We start from the raw sequence: 23064 nt of genomic DNA, 5'->3' as shown, positions 1-23064 counted from the left end.
TTAAATCTGAGATTAAACACATATTTAAAAATCTGTGACAAATATCATGAAGATTATGTAAAAAAGTAAACACATTTTTGTGTAATAAAAAAATTAATTTATATATTGCGGGACGATTAAAACAAAGATTATATGGCGAAACATAAAGTCCATTACGAATTTCCAATGCACTGTTTATCAGAGATTTTATACGAATATCTGGCAACTGCAGAGGGATTGTCTGAATGGTTTGCGGATGAGGTAACAGAGAAAGGTGATGACTTCTTTTTCAGTTGGGGAGGAGGTCCTGCTGAGAAGGCGACTTTAATTAGATATAAGCCTGAAGGTTTTGTTCGTTTTAGATGGGAAGAGGATGAAGGAACAAAAAATTTCTTTGAAATGACTATCACAATTGATGATATTACTGAAGATTTAGCATTAAATATTACAGATTTCTGTGAAGAAGGTGACGAGAACGAAAATGCTATGTATTGGGAAAATCTTATCGAAAATCTTAGAATAAAATTGGGTGCTGCTTAAACGTAAGCTGTGCTAAATGATAAAAACTGATGAACGATTTATCGTTCATTATTTTTTTTGTAAACAAATCAGATTAAAAATTGGAAAATCAATATTTTACATCAGACGAATTAAATGTGAAGAACAGAGCCTTTCTTTCAGGTGATGCTGTGAAGGTTTCTTTCTTTGTGAGAAATAGTAAATTGATCATGGACGAAGAATGTTATTTCTTCCTGATGGCTTCCATGAGAAAAATGAGGTTGAATATTCCTCTTACTTATACGCTTGAGTTTTTCCAGTCACTTTTCCAGAAAGATGTTATTGATGGGAAGAGAATTCAGAACGGAATTATCAATTTTCAGGTTTTCAGAAATACTGACGGAATTACCTTGTCAAAATCTTCAGTTTCATATTTTTATGAAGTATTGGAAATGAATGATGTTTTGGCGGTACATGAAAGAGCTTTGGAATTGGATTTAATAAAGGAAATTAACGTTAATAATAACCTTTTAAGTAATATCCGTGTTCATAGTCCGGAAAATATTTATGGTGGAATTTATGCAGAGGAAAACGACCTTGATGATGTTATTCTATTAAATCCGAATAAACGAATTGCACGTACAACCTTTGGAAATCTTTTATTTTTGGAAGGCGATGTCATAAAAGTTCCCAAACAGACAGAAGGAGCTTACATTTCTCCTTTGATGGAAAATTTTGTTACTTTTTTACATAAAAATAATCTTGCAGATATACAGGAACATGAGATTATCGCATTTGAGTCTCAGAAAGCCGAAGAAATTTTATTGATTTCGGATGAAAAAGGGATATTTTCTGTAGGTAAAATAAGAAATAAAACTTTCGGAAACACCCGCTTTTTAGAATTGGTAGAAAGCTGGAAAGGAGGTTTCTAAAAATTGACAAACCCGGTAAACAACAAAGTTCCAAAGTCCTTTACCGGGTTTTATTCTGAATAGATCAGAATTGTTTTTTATTTAGTATTCGTTGAAAACTTCTACGAATTTTTGTGCAATTTCTTTTTGACCTTTTTCGCTGGTCATATATTCTCTGTCCTTTGTATTATTGATAAATCCAAGTTCCACCAAAACAGTCGGAGCTTTAGATTCTCTTAAAATATGAAGATTTTTTTCTTCAATTTTCTGAACATTGAATTTTTTAGAGATTTTATCTGCGAGTTTTTTTGAATCCTCAGTATTCTGTGTATAGATTTCTTGTCCTTCTTCCGTAGCTTCAGCTTTCGGGTTGCTATTTACATGAAGGGAAATTACCATTTCAGGATTTAGTTTATTAATAAGAGTTGTTCTGTCGGTTAACTGACTGTATGTGTCATTATCTCTCGTTAAAATTACTTCGTATTTATCCTGAGTATTATTGAATTTTTGAATTTCTTTCCCGATATTCAGAACAATATTTTTTTCATAAATGCCATTTTTATTAGCTCCCATATCATTTCCGCCATGACCGGCATCGATAATAATTAATTTTTTATTGACAGGAGTGAAAGATAAAAACGCTGCAGAAAAAATTGATAAAGCAAGTAATCGTGTCCCTTTCATATCAGTAAATTTTGGTTTATCAAATAACGGAAATTCTTTGCTTAAAATTGGTTAATGGATTCTTAAAGTTTGTTAAATATTTAACTTGCTTTCAGGGACTTAAAAAATATCAGTTCAAAGAAATGTCTTCTGGAGAATTTGCCCATAAAAGATATTCTCCACCCAAATTCTGCATGATAGATTTCCAAAGAGTCTGATCATTGGGTAAAGTGTAATCCAGATTATAAACCTCTACAACGGTCCAGACTTTTTTCTGAATCTCGCTGTCAAGCTGCATCGCTGTCCATCCAGAATATCCTGAGAAAATTTTAACATCATTAATATCCAGTTCACCACTCAAAACATGACTGATGATATTTTCTATATCTTCCGTTAAATAAAATTCAGGAGTAATTTCTGTATATAATTCGGTTACTTTTTTTCCTTTTACGATAAAAAAAACTTTATCATTTTCCACGGGACCGCCGTCATAAACTTCGATCTTGAAATCAAAGAAATTTTTGAACTTACTACTCATTTGGCTGTTCTTTTTATTTAATATTAAACCAAATGCACCGTTTTCGTTATGTTCAATAACCAAGACCACCGATCTCGAAAAAATATCGCCGGAAATGTCAGGTGTGGAAATTAATATTTTACCTTTGTAAGAGTAATTCATACTCAAATTTAATAAAAAATATTTATGGAAAACCTGCACGACAAAAGAAAAGTGTACGAGAAATCCCAACTTATTGAAAGTGAGATAAAACGAAATCCCTTGGAACAGTTTCGTGACTGGTTTTTGGAAGCAAGTGAAAACCCAAACATCTCAGAAGCCAATGCTATGGCTATTTCTACGGTAGAAGAAGATGGTTGTCCGCGTACGAGAATGGTTTTACTTAAAGAATATACATATGAAGGATTTATCTTTTATACGAACTACGACAGTAAAAAAGGAAAATCAATTGAAAAGACGCATAAAGCTTGTCTTCATTTCTTTTGGCCGAATCTTGAGCGTCAAATTATTATTAAAGCGAATCTAGAACGTATTGCAGAAAACCTTAGTGATGGATATTTTCATTCAAGACCAAAAGGAAGTCAGCTTGGAGCAGCGGTTTCTCCACAAAGTCAGATTATTCCCAATAAAGAATTTTTGGAAGATAAATTGAAAGATTTAGAAAAAGAATATGAAAACAGTGAAGTTAAAAGACCTGAAAACTGGGGAGGATATATCGCAAAGCCTTATGAAATAGAATTTTGGCAGGGAAGACCAAACCGCCTTCATGACAGAATTATTTATGAATTAATTGATAATCTGGATTGGAAAATTTCAAGATTAGCACCCTAAATAATTGATACCTTATAATTACCATAAAAAAACCTCATCAACTGATGAGGTTTTGAATTTTTATAATCTGAATGATTATTTTTTCTTTTTACCAGCAGCAACAGGCGCATTAGCAGTAGCAACAGCTGTAGATAAATCTGCACCAGCTTTGAACTTAGCAACAGTTTTAGCTTCGATGTTGATTGGCTTTTTAGTTGCAGGGTTAATACCTTGTCTAGCCGCTCTCTCAGCTACTGAGAAAGTACCGAATCCTACTAAAGAAACTTTTCCGTCTTTTTTCTTTAGAGTAGTAGTTACGTTAGAAATGAATGATTCTAAAGCAGCTTTAGCTGCAACTTTAGTGATTCCTGCATCTTTTGCGATTGCGTCGATTAATTCAGACTTGTTCATAATTTTTAATATTAAAGTTAGTTCGTAATTATAGCAAATATAATAATATTTTGTAAATGTGCAATTTTTTTGTAAAAAAATAAATAATATTTTTGATTTTAGGTTAAAATGGTTAAAATATGATAATTCCACTTTTCACGAAAAATCTACGTTACACGTTACTAAAATCATGCCAAATGCTTATGTGTATTGACTTTAGCAAAATTTGAAAATTATTTTTTATATTTATTAAATCCGAAATTACGTGTAAACTATTAACGGTTTTCATGATATGGTTAGAGATTTTGTAAGTAAAATCAAATAAAATTATTTTTAATAAAATTAAAAGCCTGTGTATCTGTTAGTTTTAAATTCATTTTAAAACACCAATTTATTAATTTTTATTAATAAATTTGCACCATGTTAATAGAAGTTTTTAAGTCTAAGATTCACAGGGTGAGAGTAACGGCTTCTGACCTTAATTATATTGGGAGTATCACGATAGATGAAGACCTTATTGAGGCTGCAGGTTTGGTAGTGGGAGAAAGAGTCTATATCGTAAATGTAAATAACGGTGAGCGTTTTGACACGTATGTCATCAAAGGAAAAAGAAAATCGGGGGAAGTTTGCCTGAACGGTCCTGCTGCAAGAAAAGTACAGAGAGATGATATTATTATTATCATTGCTTATGCTCAGATGACTCCTGAAGAAGCACAAAGTTTTCAGCCAAAAATTGTTTTCCCGGACGAAAAGACCAATCTTTTGACTTAATCCGATGGAGAAAAAATCAAAAAATCCTCTAAAATCAATCTTAACAATAGTAATCTCGCTTGCTTTTGCAGGCTTTTTTTTGTGGTTTGCTTTAAAAGGTTTAGATTTTAAAGTGATTCAGAAATCTTTGGCAAAAGCCAATTACTGGTGGGTTTTATTTGCAGCCTGTTTCGGAATTTCCGCATATTGGTTCAGAGCGATTCGCTGGAATCTGATGTTGGAACCTATGGGACACAATATTTCAAACTCAAATTCGCTTTGGTCGATATCGTTCGGATATTTAATGAATCTTACCATTCCAAGAAGTGGAGAAGTAGCAAGAGCAACAGCTTTATACGGCGTAGAAAAAGTTCCTGTCGATCAGTCTTTTGGAACAATTATTTTGGAAAGAGTAGTTGATCTGGTTTGTATGGTTGTGTTTTTATGTTTAACAGCAATATTTAAATTTGATACTATTCTGTCGTTCTACCATTTTGTAATGGAAAAGAAAGATGAAAAAGAAAAATTTGTTCCGAATCTTTTTGAAAGACAAATGATGAAGGTTGGAGTAAATGATTTTGATTCTTTTTATTTCTATTTAAAAATTGTAATTGTAGTTTTGATTCTGATAGGATTAGTTCTTTTTTACAAGTTCAAAAAAGAAAAATTAATCAACTTTGGAAAAGGTATATTACAGGGTTTAACATCTGTATTTAAATTAAAAGAAAAAGGAAAGTTTATCCTTTATACAATAGGAATCTGGGTTTCATATTATTTTGCGGCATATTTAGTATGTTTTGCATTGCCGGAAACTACAGATTTTACTTTTGACGATGGATTTTTAATACTTGTTGTGGGAACTTTCGGAATGATTATTCCTGCGAGTGGAGGAATCGGAGCTTTTAACCTTGCTATGAAATATGGTTTTATGGCTTTATTTATTTCAATGGGGAAAAGTGGTGAGCTTGGAGGAGAAGTAGGATTAACGTATTCGTTCATCTCTTTACCATTACAGATTTGTATTATGTTGATAATGGGATTAATTTCAATTCCGATGTTGGCAAAAGCAAGAAATAATATAATTACAGATAAAGAAATTTTAGAATAAGTTCACTTATTTTCCATTTAAAATATAAAAACCGGTCACTATGATCGGTTTTTTTATGCTGAATATTGCAATCTTTCAATTCTATAAGTCGCAATTTACATAAATTTTTATCACAAAATATTTTGGAAAATTCCTAAAACAGCCATAACTTCGAATTGCGGTTACATAAAATACATTACATTATTATGGCAATTAATTTACAGAAAGGACAAAGAATAGATTTAGGATTTACAAAAATGACGATTGGTCTTGGTTGGGATCCGAATGATGGAATGGGATATGATTTTGACCTTGATGCTTCGGCAATTATGATTGATGCGGATCGGAAACTAGTGAGTGAAGAATATTTTGTTTTTTATAATAATTTGAATTCTCCTGATGGAGCTCTCACACATACAGGTGACGATCCGAGTGGGAAAAACAGTGATGGAGACGATGATGAATCTATTATTGTAGATTTAGAAAAAGTAGATCAAAGAGTAGAAGAAATTCTTTTTGTTGTTACAATAGAAGATTTTGAGCGGAGAAAACAAAACTTCGGGCAGGTAAGAAATTCATATATCAGAATTATTGATAATTTTACTCATCAGGAAATTGCAAAATATGAGCTGGATGAAGATTTTTCCATCGAAACAGGAATCGAATTCGGAAGATTATACAAACGAAACGGTAGCTGGAAGTTTGAGGCTTCAGGAATCGGTTACAGAGCTGACTTAGGATTTTTCCTTGAGAAATATTATAAAGGACAAATTATCAAATAATTTAAAAAAACGAATAACAAATGGCAATTAATTCGAGGAAAAATAACGCCATCAAAAAAACAAATAACCATAAGAAAACTAAATGGATTTAATCAAAGAATTAGTACTTGCCTCTGAAGCAGGAAATGAAACAACAGTAAACGAATTATTAAATAACGGTGCAGATCCAAATGCGATGGGACCAAACTCGGGTGCTTTGCACTGTGCCGCATTCAACGGACATGCAAATATAGTAAAAGCTTTGCTCGAAAAAGGAGCGAATCCAAACGTTGCCGATCATCAATCGTTTTATCCTCTGCATTTGGCTGCTTCTAAAAAACATCTCGCTATCGTAAGGGAATTAATAGCGCATGGCGCAGATTTAAATGTCGTTACCAATAGTTTGGGCACGGTTTTACATATTGCTGCAGCTATTGATTTTTACGAAATTCTTGATATAAATGAAATTAAAAAAATGCCATTCGAAGCACGGGACCATGAGCAAAAAACGGCATTGAATGTTGCTGCATCTTTCGGAAGTTATACCTTCGGATACCGCATTGCAAATCTGGGTGCTGATATTAATACAATTGATGAATCAGGGAACAATCCACTTCTTAATGTCTTGTACCAGCTTGAAAGAACTAAAATAGAATCCTGGAGTTCGGTTGGTAGCAATTCGGGTGTTAATGTCAAATACCAAATTACAAACGGCTGCTTTCGATACATCAAACCATATAAAGGTGGTGTTAATGAATTAGGCAGGGTGTTATCGATGAGCGACCAATATGATATTGCGGGCTATTCTTGGGGTCCAGACGGACTCATGGAGTATGTGAAATGTATATATCTTATAAAACACCTAATTGACAATGGTGCCGATGTTAATATTCAGAATCAAGACGAAAGTACGCCTATGATTATGGCATGCTCTGTAGGTGAGGCTGAAGTCATTACTGCTTTAGCTAAAAAAGGTGCTTCATTTGGCTTCAATGGCAGTGACGGAATCACACCTTTGCATTATATTTCGCGCAGCAAGCGTCTGGACGGGTTAAAAGCATTTTACAAATGGAACGAAAATCCAAAAACGGACATCGTGGACGGAAAAGGTTGGACGCCCGCACACTTTTTGGCAGATTCGGGAGGGCATCCTGATATGGCAAAACTATTGATTAAAAATGGCGTTGATCTTACCAAGGGTGGAACCGAAGAATTTTGTGGGCTTAAAAAAGGTATTACAGCCCGCGAAGTAGCCGAACATTGGAATGATCACGAAATGGCAAAGCTTCTGACACCAAAGAAAAAATAGATAAGATATTTGAAGAACTGATCTAAATTAAAATAATCATACAAATAAATTTCCTCAGAATTAATTTTCAGTAAAAATTAATTCTGAGGAAATTTTTAAAGTAATCACTTAATGAATCGTAAATTATTAATGTACCTTTATTTTGAAGTCTGATCTATTTTAATGCTAAAATTATAACAATCACAACAATTAAAATTCCAACTAAAAGAAAACTTGTTCCGCCTTTTTTTGTGACAAAATTCTTTTGCTCTTCATAATCAGAGTGTTTTTCTTTGGCTTTCTCTATTATTCTTTTAGATTTTTTCAGATATAGTAAATTCCCGGTAAATCCTATGCAGATTAAAAAAACTATTGTAAAACAAATATTGAAAACAATAGCCTGTTCCTCTCCGATGATATGCTTAAGAAATAAGTTTTCGAACAGGGTTTCCAGGATTAGTAATGAATAAATTATGATAACTTCCAGATACATTTTCCTGTAGAGAAACCAAAATAATCCAAAAATTAAGGTTGCGTAATTAAATGTAAACTTTTTACCTTTTTCATATTTTTCTAATTTCTCCAGATAATAATCTTTTCTTTCCTGAAAGAAACTCTCATATAATTCGATATCGTTTTTCATGGTTTGTTTTTATGTCGGCGAAAATAATGAAACTTCTATTTCAGCCCAATTTTCAATCCTAATTCTTTTTTCATGTAAAGCAAAACTTCTGCATTTCCTTTTGCGTCGTCAACGGGATGATGCGTATGTTCTGTTTTCCTTAAATGTTTCCATTGTGCAAAAGTATCTTTTTCCAGTCCGCAATAAAGATCAGCAAGCCTTCTCGACGAATATCCGAAAGGATTTCTTTCGATAAAATGATGGAAATACCAACAAATGAACATCCAGTCAAAACCATTATTATCACTGATGAAAATAGGTCTTCCTTTAGAATTTTCTTTGATCCATTCTTCGAATTTCAGCATGACTTCTTTTGGATCATCAAATTCCATTGTTTCTTCTCTGCTAAAACCGGAAACCGCCAAAGCATCAGGATTGAATTTTTCTGAAATAGGTTTTAATTTTCCATAAAAAGTAGTTTCCAGACCTTCATCTACCAAAACTGCTCCAAAGCAAATCATCGAAAAATCCCCGGGAATCGGACCATCCGATTCTATATCGACCATAATGTAGCTCATATTCTTTTGTGTTTTTAGGTTAAAATATTTTTATTAAAAAACGAATATATCGAAATTATAATTGAAAATTTAATTATTTACAAAAGTTCAAAAAACTTCTTTTTCCTTATCTCATTACATGATTTTACCAAACAGTTTCATAATCTTTTTCTGTAGCATATTCTACAGAAGAAGCGAATTTTCTGTTTTTTTTGGGTTTAATACTAAAGTTACAACAATAAGATTCCGTCAACTTTATCAAAAGTTCAGAATACAAACCGTAAAAAGTACTAAAACTTGCAGGAGGATTTTGAAATCTTTTTATCAGATCATTTTTGGTATAAACTTTTCCCACACGATAAATAGAATTTCCGATAACTTCTGGAATTATATAAGTTGCACGATGATCTTTTAAAATAGATATTAATTTGTTTTCGTTGAAAACTTTATCGATGATAAGAACGTAGTTATCGTACCAATAATTGTAGTTTGGACAGACTTTTCTGATTGTTTTTTCAATGAGAATCTTTTTCCTAGTTTCCCTTATCGCAGTATCGGAAGTGTAAGCACTTCCAAAAGGAATGATTCTGCCGTCAGATTTTATAATTAATTGAGGACCTTGTCCTACAAGCATATCTCTGAAATCTAAAGTCTCTAAATATTTTTTTGATTGATAAAAGAAGCAAAAAATATCATCATAATCTTCAATACTTTCTAATTCTTCACCTATAGTTTCATAAACATATTTTCGGGCAATTTCCAGATAATTTTTCTCCATTATTTAAGATAAACTAAAGCAAATTTCAAGCTGAATTTAAAAATCATGAAGTTCGATAATCGATCCTTTATAAAATTTAGTACCGTCATACAAATCTGAAAAGCAATTGTAAATATTAGGCTGTAAAAGCAAATCAGATTTTCTTTCATTAAATTCATTTTCAGCAAACGAATATAGATTTTGATAATCTGATTTTAAAAAGTTAAAAAGAAAATTTTCCTGACCATTTTCTCTGTCTATTAATCCTGTGAAAAATATTCCGTAGATCAGGAACTGGTTGAATTTTTCCGAATCAAACTTATATTTAAAACTGTTTTGTGAATATTTTTCATAATCTGAAAGAATTTGCTGAAATTTTTCAACATTGAAAGAAGGTGAAATTTCATAAAAAACATCAATCCCATGAATAAAAAGCTGAGTTTTTACTTCTTCAAAATCCGAATTGTATTTTGTTTTAAACCAATTGATAAGATTAAGCAATTCTTCTTTTGAAAGGCTTTCCACATTTTCAAGAACTTTCTTCTTGATAAGTTCAAGACTCGTTTTTTTATCATCTTTAAGAAATTCAAGCACAGTATCTTCTTCACGGCAGAGTTTGTTGTACAAATTAATCTTTGCAGCAACCAAATTGGTTTTTATAAAATAAAGTTCTTCCGCCATAATGTTATGTGATGCCTTGTTTTCGGTATTTTCATCTCTAAGGTAAAGAATTTTTTTACATAAGTTATCAACTGTTTTTTAATTTATTTTATTACATGTTAAATATTTTCAGGGTTTATGTGATGTTCTTTCAAAATACCTTCCATAAAATGAGAAAATTCTTTCCAGGATTTATCCTTTCTTAACTTGTCTATGGCGATGTTTTTATATTCATTTTTATTGGTTTCTAATAAATATTTGATGAACGCTTCAATATGCCCAGCTTTGTTGTAGCTTTCAAAATTCGCATTAATAAAATCATTTTGTAGATAATTTTCTATTTTGGATTGATACTCAGGATTGTTTGAAATTAAATATTTAAAAGCAAAGAAATTATTTTTTTTGAAAGCCATTTTTTCAATTTGTGGCAGGTCTTTAACATCAAATTTCCTATTTTCAAAAATATATAAATATCGATAATTGGATAACTCCTGATCAGAATATATCATAATGCTGTCAAGAATTTTCATGGTTGAATCTTGCTCAATGGCTTTCTTTATTTTTACTTGTATTGTTTTTTCATCGTCATTTTTCGTGATACTTCCCAAAAGTACTTTTCCGCGATAAGTTTTGTAAACAATTTCAGATGTAAGATCGAAATTTCCGAGACAGCCATCCTGAGTGTCGATTGTATCGTTTCTACTGAGTTCGTATGATAGAATTTTAGGAACATCATGACCTGTATTAATCAATTCAATCTGAATATAAGTTCTGAGAACGGGATTCTGATGTTTTGAAAGTTCCAAAAGCTCTTCTTTAGAAATCATTTTCTTTAGTTTCTGAAAATTTTCATATTGTGGGCTTTTTGAGCAGGCAATTCCTATACAATCAGAATCCAGAACATTATAATCAATGATCGATTGAATGAGTTGATCTTTGGTTTGGGCAAAAGAAGTGAAAGACAATCCGAAAAGAAATAATGATAAAAAAAGTTTCATTTTTACTATTAGTTTATAACAAATAAATGAATTTTTCTCTTAATTATTGTTTGCAAAATTATTTTTCGTTCAATTTCAATTCCATCTGAATATTACAGCGTTTGTAGGGTGTCGCATGACCGACAACTTTCTCAAAGCCTAGTTTGTAGTAAAGATTAATAGCTGGTTTTAAGATCGTGTTACTTTCAAGATAAAGATTTTTGGCACCTAATTTTTTTGCTTGCTCTGCAATGGCTTTTCCCAGAAGCCAGCCAATATTTTTTCCCTGAGCTTTTGGAGAAACAGCCATTTTTGCCATTTCGTAATCATAATTTGGGTCATTCATTTTGATCAATGCGCAAACTCCGACAGGCTCATTGTTGTAAAGGGCGATCAAAATTTTCCCGCCTTTATCGAGAATATATTCTTTCGGGTTGTCTAAAGCTTTATAATCGGCTTCTTCCATTTCGAAATAAGTAGAAATCCATTCTTCATTTAAAGATTTAAAGGCATTTTGATATTTCTCTTCATATTCTACAATTTCTACATCTTTACTTTCGCGGAGTTTTTTCTGATCCTGAACTCTTTTAAATAAAGATTTTTTCTCCAAAATATGTTCCCATTCTTTGATGGCTTCCCAAAGATTGTGAGAAGCTTCATTCAGCATCAGTCCAACGGCATTATCAATATCTTCACATTGAATTTTTATCTTTTTTGAAAGTTCGGTTCCTTTTTCAGAAAGAGCGACAACATTTCTACGTTTGTCGACCGACTGAATACTGTTGTCAATTAAACCAGCTACAGTCATCTCCTTTACTATTTTAGTAACAGAAGGTTGAGAATGTCCGATTTCTTCAGCAATTTCCGTGATTGTTTTCTCGCCTTCTTCCGAAAGAAGGAAATATACAGGAAACCATTTGGGGATAAATCCTTTAACATTGTACATTTCATAGATCTTGGCTGCATCATCGGTCATTTTTGCCGTTAAAATTCTCATACGGCTTCCTAAAGCCATTTTTCCGGTTTTATCGAAAACATTCATTGTTTTGTAATTGATTATATAACTAATTATGCAAATGTAAATGATTTAAAAATTATTGCCAAATCTTTTAATGAAAATTATGAATTTAGTTTTGAGATGGTTGCTGCAAGAATTCTATAGTTTTTGCTCAGCTGTTTTTAGCATTTTAATTAATTCATTAAGCTCGTCTGAAGAAAACAGAATGAGATCCTGAGAATAAAATTGTGGAGCAAATTTTAAATAATTTTCCCAGGTTTTTGAGACTGGATTATAATTGCTTCCGACTTCAATATTATTTTTTGTCAGATATTTATATTTTGTTTCGTTGTCTGGTTTTTTGCCGGAATTTTGCTGAATTTTCTGAAGTGCATCAATCAGCTTTGTTAATTCTTCTTTTTCGAAAGTGATTGTCTTTTTGGAAATATTATCAAAAGTTTCCAGACAAAGCCATAATAGCGAAAACGTTTAAAGTTGAATTGTCCGATAAATCTTTTAGAACTATTTTTTGAAAATTTAGATCCTTGAATTTTCCAAGTTTAATAATCTCTTTTTCAATAACCGTTTCTTTTCTTGAACTGAAATTCTGATAATTTTGCTCTAATCCTCCTAGTGTAGATCTTTGACGGGGAGGTTGTGCATAAGAAGATGAAAAAGTAATAATAAATAAAGACGAAATAATGGTTTTTTTCATGGGAAATTGTTAAAAATATTTATGTTTTTGATAAAATTAAGGAAATTAAATTGATTGTTTTATAAACAGAATTTTATTTTTAGATCATGTTTAAGTAAAAATTCTCAACGTGACTGAGGATCGAAATGAGCTTTAAAAGTAAGTGGATCTTCTGTTTTATCTTCAGATTCTTCTAGATATTCATGATATTCTTCAGGATGCCTTCCCATATAAGTCATTACAATAGCCAGATTGATGAAGAGATTTTTGTCAACAGAACCAAGATTTAATGCTTTATGTAGATATTCCAAGGCTTGTTCGTCTTCTCCCATATCAGAATAAATTGCACCGATACTAATTAAGGCTGAAGTATTTTCAGGCTCAATTAGCAAAATTTCATCCAGTTCTTTAATTAAAAGATCATTAATATCGTCCCAGTGATCTTCATTTTCCCATCTTTTGGCTTGGAGTTTTTTTACGTTTTCTAATCTTTGGGTTATGTTATTCATGGCGTAAAATTACGGAATTGTCAATAATTATTTTCTTTTACCTGCGTTTTCCGAACAACCATTTCGGAATTTCATCTGTTAATAGAAATGGAATCACAATATTATTATGATTAAGGTTTGTGAAAGTTGTGAAGATCAAATTTTTGTCAGAGGAAAGTTTATCATACAACTCAACGCTTCCAATATATGGGTTTTCATCATCATTTTTACCGTGGATTAACCATATATTTTTTTCTTTAATTTTATTAAGGTTCGACAAATCTGGAACAGAAGCCACAGAAACAACTGCCGCAAATGTATTGGGTTGCAGATTCATAAGATTTTGTGCAGTTGAGCCACCCATTGAATAACCAATCAGATAAATTCTGTTTTTATCAATATTGGGATATTCTTTTTCAAGATCTTTAATTAATTTCAATAAAGCGGAAACTTCGTTTGATGGTTTTGAAATTTGAACACCTTCTCCATTAGTCTCATAATTTGTGGAGCGTTTATTAAATTGTGGAGCTACAACATAACATTGATACTTTTCATAAATTTCATCTCGTAACCATATTTTAGCGAATGGTTCAAGCTGGTTTTCATTATCATTTCCAATCCTTGTAGAATTATGAAATGTAATAACCAAGGGAAATTTTTCGTTTTTGCGGTTATTTTTAGGCGTTAAAAATCTGTAAGGAATTTTAATGTCATTTTCTACAAATATTTTCTTTTGAAGTTTATCAGTATTTAAGCTGTTTAATAATTTTCTATTGTTCAGAAAGGTAAGAGTATCAACTTTTGTGTCCCGAAATTCTTTCTTTTGAGCAAAAGCTTGATTGATTGTAAAAATTAATAAAAAGATGATCTTGGTTTTCATAATTGTGTAAGATTATTTCAAAGCAGAAAAGCTGTTGATGTCCGGGTTAAAAAAGATTTAATAATTAAGATACTTTAATCAACATATACCTTTCGGGTATACTGCATAATGTTTTCAAAAATTATTTTATTTAAACTTTCTTTATTAATTATTCCTTCTTCATTATTTTTTCTCCAAAAATTGCAAATTATTTTCACTTCATCTGATAATAGAAAATATTCGTATTGCTCTTTTTTAAATTTCTGTAGTTGCTCGTAATTAAAAACTCTTTTTTGAATAAAATTCCCATTTTCTATTTGTAAATACTCAAAAATTCCATTTTCAGATTCTTTATCAAATTCTCCTCTAAAATCATCAATTCTAATCAATCCAGAATACCATTCAAATTTATTATTCGGAAAAATTTCATCTTTCAATGATTTCATCTTAAAATCAACATCAGTTAACCAATCAATTTCTTTAATTAAAAGTTCTTTATTTTTAATTTCAAAAATAGCGATATATCCTCTCCATAGAGCAGTACAACTAATTTTAAATTCAGGTCTTTTCTCAGGAAATTCGCGAAAGTAATCTTCTAAAAGCTCAACGTTGAGATAATATTCTTTATTTTCAAATATAAGTCGGTCTGTGATTTGTCTCGTCATTCTCAGTTTTTATTAATTGAATGAAGTTATTGATATTTAAGTTTAAAATCAGATCCATTTTCATATTCTGCAGGATTCACAAAAGTAATAACCCCAATATCGGAATTTAATCTTTGTTTTAAATCATTTAAATAAATTTCTGCCAATAAAATTGTTCCGTCAATAGTTAAGCTAAATATAGTTTTGTTGTCGTCTGTAATATTTACACCAAACATAATTTTATTAGGATTATCAGTATATTGATTCCAATAAAATGTTGTATCAACATTATCAGTATTCACAAAATAATCAATCATATTATGATTGCTGCTAAATCCTTCCTCGCTATCAATTCTGAAAGTATAATCCAAATTCAAAGGTTCATATTTCGGTAAATATAAATTGAGAAGCTCAAAGATTTTTTCAGATGATTTCGAATCGTAATAAACTTGGCAAACAATATCCCTAATTATTTCCATTGATTTTTATTAAATTAAAAACCATTAAGTCCTTCTCAAACTTAATGGTTTTTTAATGTATTATCTATTATCCAAACGCCCTCTTCAGCAAACTCTCCACTTTCGGCTCACTTCCTCTGAAATCCTTATACAATTCCATCGGATCTTTTGTACCTCCCGAAGAAAGAAGAACTTTGTATTTCGCTGCAATTTCAGGATTGAAAATTCCGTTTTCTTTAAAATATTGAAATGCATCTGCATCCAGAACTTCTGCCCATTTGTAGGAATAATATCCTGCAGAATATCCACCTTGAAAAATGTGCGAAAAACTTGGGCTCATCGCTGTTTCAGGATTTGAAGGGTACAATTGCGTTGCTTTCGTATACTCATCTTCAAATTCTTTAATAGTTTTGTTTTCCAACTCTGCAACTTTAGAATGGTAATTCATATCCAACAACCCGAAACCAAGCTGTCTCATCGTTTGATAACCTTCCATAAAGTTTTTCGACTGAGCAATCTTTTCAATTTTTTCATCCGGAAGAACTTCTCCTGTTTTGTAATGTTTGGCAAAAGTTTTTAAAAATTCCGGTTCGTAACAGAAGTTTTCCAAAAATTGAGAAGGTAATTCCACAAAATCCCATTTCACAGAAGTTCCCGAAAGAGTAGGATATTGCGTATTTGCCAACATTCCGTGAAGAGCATGACCAAATTCATGGAACAAAGTCGTCACTTCCTGAAATGTCAGTAAACTCGGTGTATCTTTCGTCGGTTTGCTGAAATTACAGACAATAGAAATATGAGGACGGGAATTTTCTCCATCTTTTTTATACTGACTTTTATAGCTCGTCATCCAAGCTCCAGCTCTTTTACCTTTTCTTGGAAAATAGTCAACATATAATAAAGATTTGTACTCACCATTTTCTTTAACTTCATAAACTTTTACATCTTCATGATATTTCGGAATATCATTTCTTCCCTCAAAAGTCAATCCGAAAAGTTGTTTTGATAATCCGAAAACAGCATCCTGAACTTGTTCTAAAGGGAAATATGGTTTTAATTCCTCATCATTAAGATCATATTTTGCCTTACGAAGTTTTTCAGCATAAAAAGCATGATCATAACCCTGCATTTCATCAATTCCGTCAGCTTTTGCCAACGATTTTAATTCTTCGATTTCTTTATTTGCATAAGGTTTTGCTTTCGTTAAAAGTTCATTCAGGAAATCAATAACTTTTGTTGGAGATTTTGCCATTCTTTCTTCCAAAACATAATTTGCATAATCCTTATAACCTAATAATTCCGCCTTTTGCTGTTTTAGAGTAAGAAGTTCTTTAATCAAATTTTGATTATCAAATTCATCGCCTTCAAAAGATTTTTTACCATTTGCCAATGCGATTTCTTTTCTCAATTCACGGTTTTCTGCATACGTCATGAAAGGAATGTAGCTCGGATATTGTAATGTCACAACCCAGCCTTCCAGATTTCTTTCTTTTGCTTCTTCGGCATATTGTTCCAAAATGGCGTCCGGAATTCCGGCAAGATCTTCTTTATTAGTAATATGTTTGAAATAATTATTCGTCGAAGCCAATACATTTTGTCCGAACTGAAGCGATTTTAAAGATAAATCCATACTGATTTTCTTTAATTTTTCTTTGCCTTCTTCGTTTAACAATGCACCACTTCTCACAAAATCTTTGTAAGTTTCATTCAAAAGCATTTGCTGTTCTTCATTCAGATTGTATTTCTCTTTTTCATCGTAAACTTTTTTAATTTTATTGAACAACGCTTCGTTTTGAGAAATTTTTGATGAATATTCCGTTAGAATTGGGGAAACTTCCTGAGCAATTTGTTGCAGTTCATCACTCGTTTCGGCAGAATTTAGATTGAAAAATATATTGGAAACCTTATCAAGCTGTTCTCCGGAATAAGCCAATGCTTCAATGACGTTTTCAAAAGTCGGTTCTTCAGGATTGTTGACAATTGCGTCGATTTCTGCTTCAGATTTTTGAATTAATTCTTGAAAAGCCGGAAGATAATCTTCATTTTTAATAGAAGTAAACGGCGCGGAATGATATGGTGTATTAAAATTTTCTGTTAAAATATTCATTTTTCGATTTTTTAATTATTGTAAATGTAAGCAATCATAGTGATTTGAGAGATGATGGCGCAAAAATAATGCCTCAGTAAAAAGATGTGACAAAATTGTTTATCTTTATTAATCTTGTCATAGGAAAAGTGGAGTTGGGGTACGAATGACTAATTTTGACAACAGGTTTTTAAACTTATAAATGTTAAAAATTAAACTCTAAACATATTTAAACTATGAAAACAATCTTAAAAATCATCGGAGTAATTATTCTTTTAATTGTTCTGTATGCTGTAATTGCTATGATGGCTTTCGGTAAAAATTATCATTATGAAAAATCGATCGTGATTAATGCTCCAAAGGAAAAAGTTTGGCAACAAATAAGTTCAATGAAAGCCTTTAATCTGTGGAATCCGTGGATGAAATTAGATCCAGGTATGAAAATTGACTATAGTGGAAATTCCGGTCAGGTGGGAGATAAATATTGTTGGGACAGTGCAAATAACGATGCAGGAGCAGGCTGTCAGGAAATTAAAGAACTGGTTTTGAATGAAAAACAGAAAACGGAAATGACGTTTAAAAAACCTTTCGAAGGACAGGCAACTTCGGAGATTACTTTATCGTCTGAAGGAAATGGCACAAAAGTAACATGGACAATGGATACAGAACAAGATCCGATGATGAAAATAATGAGACCGATGATGGATTATCAAATGGGAAAATCTTACGGTGAAGGTCTCGATAACCTTAAGAAATTATCAGAAAAATAAAATGAAAGCCTTGTGAATAATCTCGCAAGGCTTTTTTATTTAGAGTTCTTTTTTACCGATTTCGTTGATAGAGTTGTAGTTCCCTTCGCCTTTCGGGTTCGGTCCGTATTCGTTGGGTCCATGATCGCTGTCGCCAAATAACATCCATAAACCATAGAAAGGGATTATTTGAAACCATCCGGAATTTCCTCTGTCGTGGCATCTTTTCGCTCCCTGTGCAAGCATAAACCATAAAAATGGAATAAGTAAAACAAAAAAGATAACAAGAACAATTCCTGAAGGATCTTCATTATTAGTATTCAAATAAATATTAAATGGTACAGAAAATACCAAGTAAATAAGATAAGATAAACCATACTCGGTTCTTCTGATTCTTCCGTCGAATGAAAATGGTGCTTTAAACATGATTTTAGTTTTTTAGAAAAACAAATGTAAAAATTATTTTAAGATTTTTATCAAATATTCAAAACTGTTATTTTATGTTAAGTCAAATAAAAATTATTTAAAAAAATATTATCTTTATATAAAGATTCGATTTATGGAGAAGATAGTATTTGAGAAAAATAACATAAGAGATTATGTGAAAAACGTGATTGCCGAAAAAATAGAAAAGCTTAAAAAATTTATAGAATTTACTTTAGAGGCAAGCCGCGATATCAAAAAGACTCCGAAATATGACAGTATGCGAGAAGAAATGCAGGAAGAAATTTATCAAATGCAAAGACAGCTCGGAGCTCTGAATGATTTAAAGAGAAATATGGCAAAAGTTTTAAATAGTTCCACAGAAAAAGTTCAGCTGGGTTCTTTGGTCATTACCAACAAAGCTCGTTTTTATATTTCGGTTTCTTTGGGAGAATTCTTTTTTGAAGGTGATAGGTTTTATGCTATTTCGTCCGAAAGCCCGATGGCAAAGAAAATGATGGGCATGAAGTCCGGTGACGAGTTTACATTAAATAAAATTCATCAGAAAATCGTTGAGGTTATTTAATTATAAATTATAAATGATGAATGATGAATGATGAATGATGAATTTTTAAATTAAATCCTGCTGTCTTTCTGAATGAAGCGAAGCGTAGTGAAGAATCTATTTTTATTCATCTTTATGGCTAAAAGATTCTTCCTTAGTCAGAATGATGGGCGAATTTTAAATCAAAATTAGAATTAAGAATTTAAAATCATTTGAAATTTAATTTAGAATAATTATAAAGATTGAAATTCATGTTGTAATTTTGTATTCATGAATAAAGCAGACGTTTTAAAAGAAATCATAGAGCAAAGAAAAAGTATCTTTCCAAAAGATTATACAGACGCAGAAATTTCTCAGGAAATTCTTGATGAGATTTTGAATTCGGCGACATTTGCTCCTAATCACAAACGTACAAAACCTTGGCGTTTCAAAATATTCAAAGGTGAAGAAAAAGCAAAATTGGCTTCAGAAATGCAGTCTATTTACAAAGCTTCTCAACCCGAACAACTTTTCTTAGAGAAAAAATACAACGATATCGGTTTTAAAATTAATAAAGCTGATGCCGTAGTTTCCATTGTTGTGAATTTCAGTGGAATGGTTTCGGAGTGGGAAGAAATTGCTGCCGTTTCAATGGCTGTTCAGAATATGTATCTTACTTGTGCCGCAAACGAGATCGGCTGTTATTGGAGTTCTCCAAAAATTGTTGATAACCTGAAAGAATCTTTAACGATCGAAGAAAATCAGAAATGTCTTGGACTTTTCTATTTAGGCGCTGTTTAAATTGAAATATTTACAGGAATTATAAAGAATTAAGACTGCGCTTATCTTTTAATGTTAAGTATACAGTAAAATAGTGTTTTTTTATTTCTGTAATTCTTTCAGCTGTATTGCCTTTTGTTTTATTTTAATTAAAAGATCAAAACTATTGTCGTATTTAATAGTTGCTACATTGGAAATTTTCCATATCTTTGCACTCTTAAATATTTAACTGGGACGAGATCCCATAAAATTCACAACATTATGTCAGTAAAAATCAGATTACAAAGACACGGATCAAAAGGGAGACCTTTTTTCCACATCGTGGTTGCAGATTCTAGATCAAGAAGAGATGGTAGATTCATCGAAAAACTAGGAACTTACAACCCAATTACTAACCCTGCAACTATCGACTTGAACGTTGATGCTGCTGTAAAGTGGTTAAACAACGGTGCTCAGCCAACTGATACTGCAAGAGCTATTCTTTCTTACAAAGGTGCACTTTACAAAAAACACTTACAAGGTGGTGTTGCTAAAGGAGCTTTTGATGAGGCTGAAGCTGAAAAAAGATTTGCTGCTTGGGTAGATGCTAAAGATGCTAAAGTACAAGGTAAAGTAGAAGGTTTGGCAACTGCTAAATCTGATGCTAAGAAAGCTGCTTTAGATGCTGAAGCAAAAGTAAACGAAGCTAGAGTTGCTGCGGCTGCACAAGCTGAAGCTGATGCAAAGGCTGCTGAAGAAGCTGCAAATGCACCTGCTGAGGAAACTGCTGCTGAAGGAGAAGCTACTGCTGAATCTACAGAAGAAAACACTGAAGCTTAAGAAAATCCTATATGCGTAAAGAAGATTGCTATTTATTAGGAAAAATCACACGCAGACACGGACTTGCGGGGAATGTTATCCTTAAATTGGATACCGATCAACCCGAGCTTTACAATAAACTGGAATCAATATTCGTTGAAATCAACGGATTATTGGTTCCTTTTTTTATTGAAAAGTCATCTTGGAGCAAATTAGATGCTCTGAATATTGCTTTCAAAAATTCTACAGAAGCATTGGTAGACCAATCTTTAGGTAAAGACGTTTATTTACCATTGTCTACATTGCCAAAACTTACAGGGAAACAATTTTATTATCACGAAATCATAGGATATAATATTCTTGATGAAAATGATAATGACTGTGGTGTCATCAGATCTGTTAACGATCAGACGGCTCAGGTTTATTTTGTGACCAATTTAGACGGAAAAGAAGTTGTAATTCCTATGATCAAAGACTGGATTCTTGAAGTAGACAGAGAAGAAAGGATTATCAAAATGCAGCTTCCTGAAGGTCTTATCGATGTATTTTTGATTGCTTCTAAGAAAGACGAATAATTTTTTCTCTTTTGTAAAAAAAAAGCTGATAATTAAATCTGCCTTTTTATTCTATAAATATTTCGCACAATTTTTTTATTATCAAATTATTACTCATAAACTGCGGGTAATACATATTCCTGTACTATTTTATCAACCTGAGAATGTGCATAAGGTTTGTTATATGCTTTTGCTGTAACAATTATCACAACAGGAATTTCTGTAAATATGATAATCTTGTTTCCGCCGTTTCCATTGGATTGGTAAGATTCTAAACTTCTGTTTCCAATTTTATAAACTTTTCTCCAGAATAAATAACCATATCCTTCAAAGTCTTTATTATCAGTAAAATAATTGGTAAACGATTTTTTGATCCAGTTTTTATCTAAAATTCTTTTTCCATTCCATATTCCGTTATTTTTATAAAGTTGTCCGAATTTGGCGAAATCTAAAGCGTTCATTTTCAGTCCTCCTGCCAAAGAAGGTTTTTGCTGAGGTGTGAATTGCCATTTATAATTGGTGATTCCCAAAGGTTGAAAAAGTTTTTTATCGGCATAGTTTTCTAAACCATTAGGAACAGATTTATCTAAAATATCGCCTGTCAAAATAACTCCGGCTGTAAAATAATTCCAGGTTTTTCCGATTTTATTTTCCGACATAGGCAAATTGAGAACAAATTTTATCCAATTGTCAGTTGGGTACATATTTTCTTCATTTCCGGGAGATTCTTCGTCTTGGTCATTTCCGTCAAAACCCGAACTCATTGTTAACAAACTTTTAATCGTAACACTATCTTTTTTAGAAGAATAATTACCGAATTGTTTTAAATCATAAAAATTTCCAAGACTTTGGTTTTCATTTTTAATATAACCGTCTTTTATCGCAATTCCCATCAATGCTGAAGAAAATGACTTTCCGACAGAACGGGTGTCATTCAAACTGTCTCTTTTATAGCCATTAAAATATTCTTCCAATAACAGTTTTTCATTTTTAATCACAACGATTCCTGTAATATCACGGAATCTGTTTTCTGCGATTTTTTTATTTAAAAGTCTTATTTTTTCTTCATTAAATTTCTCATCGGAAACTTTCCAACCGCTGTTTGGCATTATTTTTTGTAGAGCAATTTGTTCCGCAGAAACATTCTTTTGCGGAACAATTAATTGGATTTCACCTTTTGCAATTACATTTCCAACCTTTAAAGTTGATAATTTTAAATAAGGTTTAATTTCAATTTTTAATGTATGATTTCCTGTCTGCAAAGCATCAATTCCACCATTAGCAAGATAGAATCTCATCCACAAATATTTCCCCCAGGAATCTTCGTTTGTTGTACTAAGAAAAGGAATTCTGAAACTTGTTTTAGTCTTTTTGTTTTCAGCTGTTCCGGCTCCTGAATTCAGATTTTCGGTATAAATTAATTTTCCGTCAACAAAGAAATTGAATTGATAATTTCCTTTTTTAAACAATTCATCAACGGATAAAGAAGAATCAAGTTGATGCAAATAATTGACTAAAGAATTATCCATAAAAACCCGAATGTCAAAATCTTTATCTTCCTGAAATGTCATAGTTTTTAGGAAATCAGTTTCTTTTATATTTTCTAAAGGAGTGACTTTATCTAAAAACATTATTGTGCTCAAATGATTTTTCTGAATTGAATTCTCAATTTTTTCAGGTTCAATAATATTTTGTGCTAAAGAAAATCCGAAAATTATATTCAGAAAGAATAAGAGGATTGGTTTCATTGTAAATTTTATCTA

Annotated in this window: 29 protein-coding genes; 12 read left to right on the top strand and 17 right to left on the bottom strand. The window is 31.6% G+C overall.

Translation table 11 applies throughout. From position 1 onward, the window contains the following. Nucleotides 1–132 precede the first annotated feature (132 nt). Nucleotides 133–519, top strand: coding sequence for an START-like domain-containing protein (locus ABD940_RS04535; RefSeq protein ID WP_345200590.1), 387 nt, complete (start codon nucleotides 133–135; stop codon nucleotides 517–519). An 80-nt stretch (nucleotides 520–599) separates the two neighbouring features. Further along, nucleotides 600–1409: an aminotransferase class IV gene (locus tag ABD940_RS04530; RefSeq protein WP_345200589.1), complete on the top strand. Its 810-nt coding sequence runs from the start codon at nucleotides 600–602 to the stop codon at nucleotides 1407–1409. A gap of 81 nt (nucleotides 1410–1490) precedes the next feature. On the opposite strand, the gene ABD940_RS04525 is transcribed toward ABD940_RS04530, so the two are convergent. Both ABD940_RS04525 and ABD940_RS04520 read right to left on the bottom strand, forming a co-directional pair. Next, nucleotides 1491–2072, bottom strand: coding sequence for an N-acetylmuramoyl-L-alanine amidase family protein (locus tag ABD940_RS04525; protein WP_345200587.1), 582 nt, complete (start codon nucleotides 2070–2072; stop codon nucleotides 1491–1493). A 109-nt stretch (nucleotides 2073–2181) separates the two neighbouring features. Continuing rightward, on the bottom strand, nucleotides 2182–2730 hold the full coding sequence (locus tag ABD940_RS04520; RefSeq protein ID WP_345200586.1) for a YqgE/AlgH family protein: 549 nt from the start codon (nucleotides 2728–2730) through the stop codon (nucleotides 2182–2184). 24 nt (nucleotides 2731–2754) lie between these two features. On the opposite strand from ABD940_RS04520, the gene pdxH reads away from it, so the two are divergent. Then, nucleotides 2755–3399, top strand: coding sequence for a pyridoxamine 5'-phosphate oxidase (gene pdxH / locus ABD940_RS04515; protein WP_345200584.1), 645 nt, complete (start codon nucleotides 2755–2757; stop codon nucleotides 3397–3399). Between the two features lie 75 nt (nucleotides 3400–3474). Here pdxH and ABD940_RS04510 read toward each other — a convergent pair whose 3' ends face one another. Then, nucleotides 3475–3789 carry an HU family DNA-binding protein gene (locus ABD940_RS04510; RefSeq protein WP_326984925.1) on the bottom strand — a complete coding sequence of 105 codons (315 nt, stop codon included), beginning with the start codon at nucleotides 3787–3789 and terminating at the stop codon, nucleotides 3475–3477. A gap of 399 nt (nucleotides 3790–4188) precedes the next feature. On the opposite strand from ABD940_RS04510, the gene panD reads away from it, so the two are divergent. From panD to ABD940_RS04490, 4 genes are all read left to right on the top strand, one after another. Continuing rightward, on the top strand, nucleotides 4189–4539 hold the full coding sequence (panD, locus tag ABD940_RS04505; protein WP_047399636.1) for an aspartate 1-decarboxylase: 351 nt from the start codon (nucleotides 4189–4191) through the stop codon (nucleotides 4537–4539). 4 nt (nucleotides 4540–4543) lie between these two features. Beyond that, the gene (locus ABD940_RS04500; protein ID WP_345200582.1) at nucleotides 4544–5626 is read left to right on the top strand and encodes a lysylphosphatidylglycerol synthase transmembrane domain-containing protein; all 1083 of its coding nucleotides are present in this window, start codon (nucleotides 4544–4546) and stop codon (nucleotides 5624–5626) included. A 185-nt stretch (nucleotides 5627–5811) separates the two neighbouring features. Further along, complete coding sequence (locus ABD940_RS04495) at nucleotides 5812–6387, top strand: TerD family protein (RefSeq protein ID WP_345200580.1); 576 nt, start codon at nucleotides 5812–5814, stop codon at nucleotides 6385–6387. A gap of 82 nt (nucleotides 6388–6469) precedes the next feature. Further along, on the top strand, nucleotides 6470–7675 hold the full coding sequence (locus tag ABD940_RS04490; RefSeq protein WP_345200579.1) for an ankyrin repeat domain-containing protein: 1206 nt from the start codon (nucleotides 6470–6472) through the stop codon (nucleotides 7673–7675). Between the two features lie 154 nt (nucleotides 7676–7829). On the opposite strand, the gene ABD940_RS04485 is transcribed toward ABD940_RS04490, so the two are convergent. From ABD940_RS04485 to ABD940_RS04430, 12 genes are all read right to left on the bottom strand, one after another. Continuing rightward, the gene (locus ABD940_RS04485) at nucleotides 7830–8297 is read right to left on the bottom strand and encodes a DUF2628 domain-containing protein (RefSeq protein WP_345200577.1); all 468 of its coding nucleotides are present in this window, start codon (nucleotides 8295–8297) and stop codon (nucleotides 7830–7832) included. Nucleotides 8298–8332: 35 nt separating this feature from the next. Next, nucleotides 8333–8854, bottom strand: a complete 522-nt coding sequence (locus ABD940_RS04480; protein WP_345200576.1) for a 3'-5' exonuclease — start codon at nucleotides 8852–8854, stop codon at nucleotides 8333–8335. A 124-nt stretch (nucleotides 8855–8978) separates the two neighbouring features. Then, the gene (locus tag ABD940_RS04475) at nucleotides 8979–9611 is read right to left on the bottom strand and encodes a hypothetical protein (RefSeq protein ID WP_345200575.1); all 633 of its coding nucleotides are present in this window, start codon (nucleotides 9609–9611) and stop codon (nucleotides 8979–8981) included. A 36-nt stretch (nucleotides 9612–9647) separates the two neighbouring features. Beyond that, nucleotides 9648–10271, bottom strand: a complete 624-nt coding sequence (locus ABD940_RS04470) for a hypothetical protein (protein ID WP_345200573.1) — start codon at nucleotides 10269–10271, stop codon at nucleotides 9648–9650. Nucleotides 10272–10369: 98 nt separating this feature from the next. Beyond that, the gene (locus ABD940_RS04465) at nucleotides 10370–11248 is read right to left on the bottom strand and encodes a hypothetical protein (protein ID WP_345200572.1); all 879 of its coding nucleotides are present in this window, start codon (nucleotides 11246–11248) and stop codon (nucleotides 10370–10372) included. A gap of 58 nt (nucleotides 11249–11306) precedes the next feature. Then, complete coding sequence (locus ABD940_RS04460; protein ID WP_345200570.1) at nucleotides 11307–12269, bottom strand: GNAT family N-acetyltransferase; 963 nt, start codon at nucleotides 12267–12269, stop codon at nucleotides 11307–11309. 406 nt (nucleotides 12270–12675) lie between these two features. Beyond that, nucleotides 12676–12939 (bottom strand): hypothetical protein, encoded by a 264-nt coding sequence (locus ABD940_RS04455; RefSeq protein WP_345200569.1) that lies wholly within the window; start codon nucleotides 12937–12939, stop codon nucleotides 12676–12678. Between the two features lie 104 nt (nucleotides 12940–13043). Next, entirely contained in the window at nucleotides 13044–13427 is a 384-nt protein-coding gene (locus ABD940_RS04450; protein WP_345200568.1) for a tetratricopeptide repeat protein, read from the bottom strand. A gap of 37 nt (nucleotides 13428–13464) precedes the next feature. Beyond that, entirely contained in the window at nucleotides 13465–14286 is an 822-nt protein-coding gene (locus ABD940_RS04445; protein ID WP_345200567.1) for a carboxylesterase family protein, read from the bottom strand. Between the two features lie 74 nt (nucleotides 14287–14360). Then, complete coding sequence (locus ABD940_RS04440; RefSeq protein WP_345200565.1) at nucleotides 14361–14930, bottom strand: hypothetical protein; 570 nt, start codon at nucleotides 14928–14930, stop codon at nucleotides 14361–14363. Nucleotides 14931–14956: 26 nt separating this feature from the next. Beyond that, nucleotides 14957–15388, bottom strand: coding sequence for a hypothetical protein (locus tag ABD940_RS04435; protein WP_345200564.1), 432 nt, complete (start codon nucleotides 15386–15388; stop codon nucleotides 14957–14959). 67 nt (nucleotides 15389–15455) lie between these two features. Next, nucleotides 15456–17474: a M3 family metallopeptidase gene (locus ABD940_RS04430; RefSeq protein ID WP_345200563.1), complete on the bottom strand. Its 2019-nt coding sequence runs from the start codon at nucleotides 17472–17474 to the stop codon at nucleotides 15456–15458. Nucleotides 17475–17689: 215 nt separating this feature from the next. On the opposite strand from ABD940_RS04430, the gene ABD940_RS04425 reads away from it, so the two are divergent. After that, nucleotides 17690–18223, top strand: coding sequence for an SRPBCC family protein (locus tag ABD940_RS04425; protein ID WP_345200562.1), 534 nt, complete (start codon nucleotides 17690–17692; stop codon nucleotides 18221–18223). 39 nt (nucleotides 18224–18262) lie between these two features. Here the strand turns inward: ABD940_RS04425 and ABD940_RS04420 are convergent, their stop codons facing one another. Further along, entirely contained in the window at nucleotides 18263–18628 is a 366-nt protein-coding gene (locus ABD940_RS04420; RefSeq protein ID WP_345200560.1) for a DUF805 domain-containing protein, read from the bottom strand. 133 nt (nucleotides 18629–18761) lie between these two features. Here ABD940_RS04420 and ABD940_RS04415 point away from each other — a divergent pair, with 133 nt between their 5' ends. From ABD940_RS04415 to rimM, 4 genes are all read left to right on the top strand, one after another. Continuing rightward, entirely contained in the window at nucleotides 18762–19211 is a 450-nt protein-coding gene (locus ABD940_RS04415; protein ID WP_345200559.1) for a GreA/GreB family elongation factor, read from the top strand. A gap of 249 nt (nucleotides 19212–19460) precedes the next feature. After that, nucleotides 19461–19970: a nitroreductase family protein gene (locus tag ABD940_RS04410; protein ID WP_345200558.1), complete on the top strand. Its 510-nt coding sequence runs from the start codon at nucleotides 19461–19463 to the stop codon at nucleotides 19968–19970. Nucleotides 19971–20210: 240 nt separating this feature from the next. Further along, a complete protein-coding gene (locus ABD940_RS04405) occupies nucleotides 20211–20768 on the top strand; it encodes a 30S ribosomal protein S16 (RefSeq protein WP_345200556.1) in 558 nt (185 codons plus the stop codon). 11 nt (nucleotides 20769–20779) lie between these two features. Next, nucleotides 20780–21322, top strand: a complete 543-nt coding sequence (rimM, locus tag ABD940_RS04400; RefSeq protein WP_345200555.1) for a ribosome maturation factor RimM — start codon at nucleotides 20780–20782, stop codon at nucleotides 21320–21322. 89 nt (nucleotides 21323–21411) lie between these two features. On the opposite strand, the gene ABD940_RS04395 is transcribed toward rimM, so the two are convergent. Continuing rightward, a complete protein-coding gene (locus tag ABD940_RS04395; RefSeq protein ID WP_345200554.1) occupies nucleotides 21412–23049 on the bottom strand; it encodes a serine hydrolase domain-containing protein in 1638 nt (545 codons plus the stop codon). Nucleotides 23050–23064 lie beyond the last annotated feature (15 nt).

The organism is Chryseobacterium ginsengisoli (genome assembly GCF_039542325.1).
Classification (GTDB): Bacteria; Bacteroidota; Bacteroidia; order Flavobacteriales; family Weeksellaceae; genus Chryseobacterium; species Chryseobacterium ginsengisoli.
The sequence above is the reverse complement of the archived record's forward strand: the minus strand, read 5'-3'. Positions and strand labels throughout refer to the sequence as shown.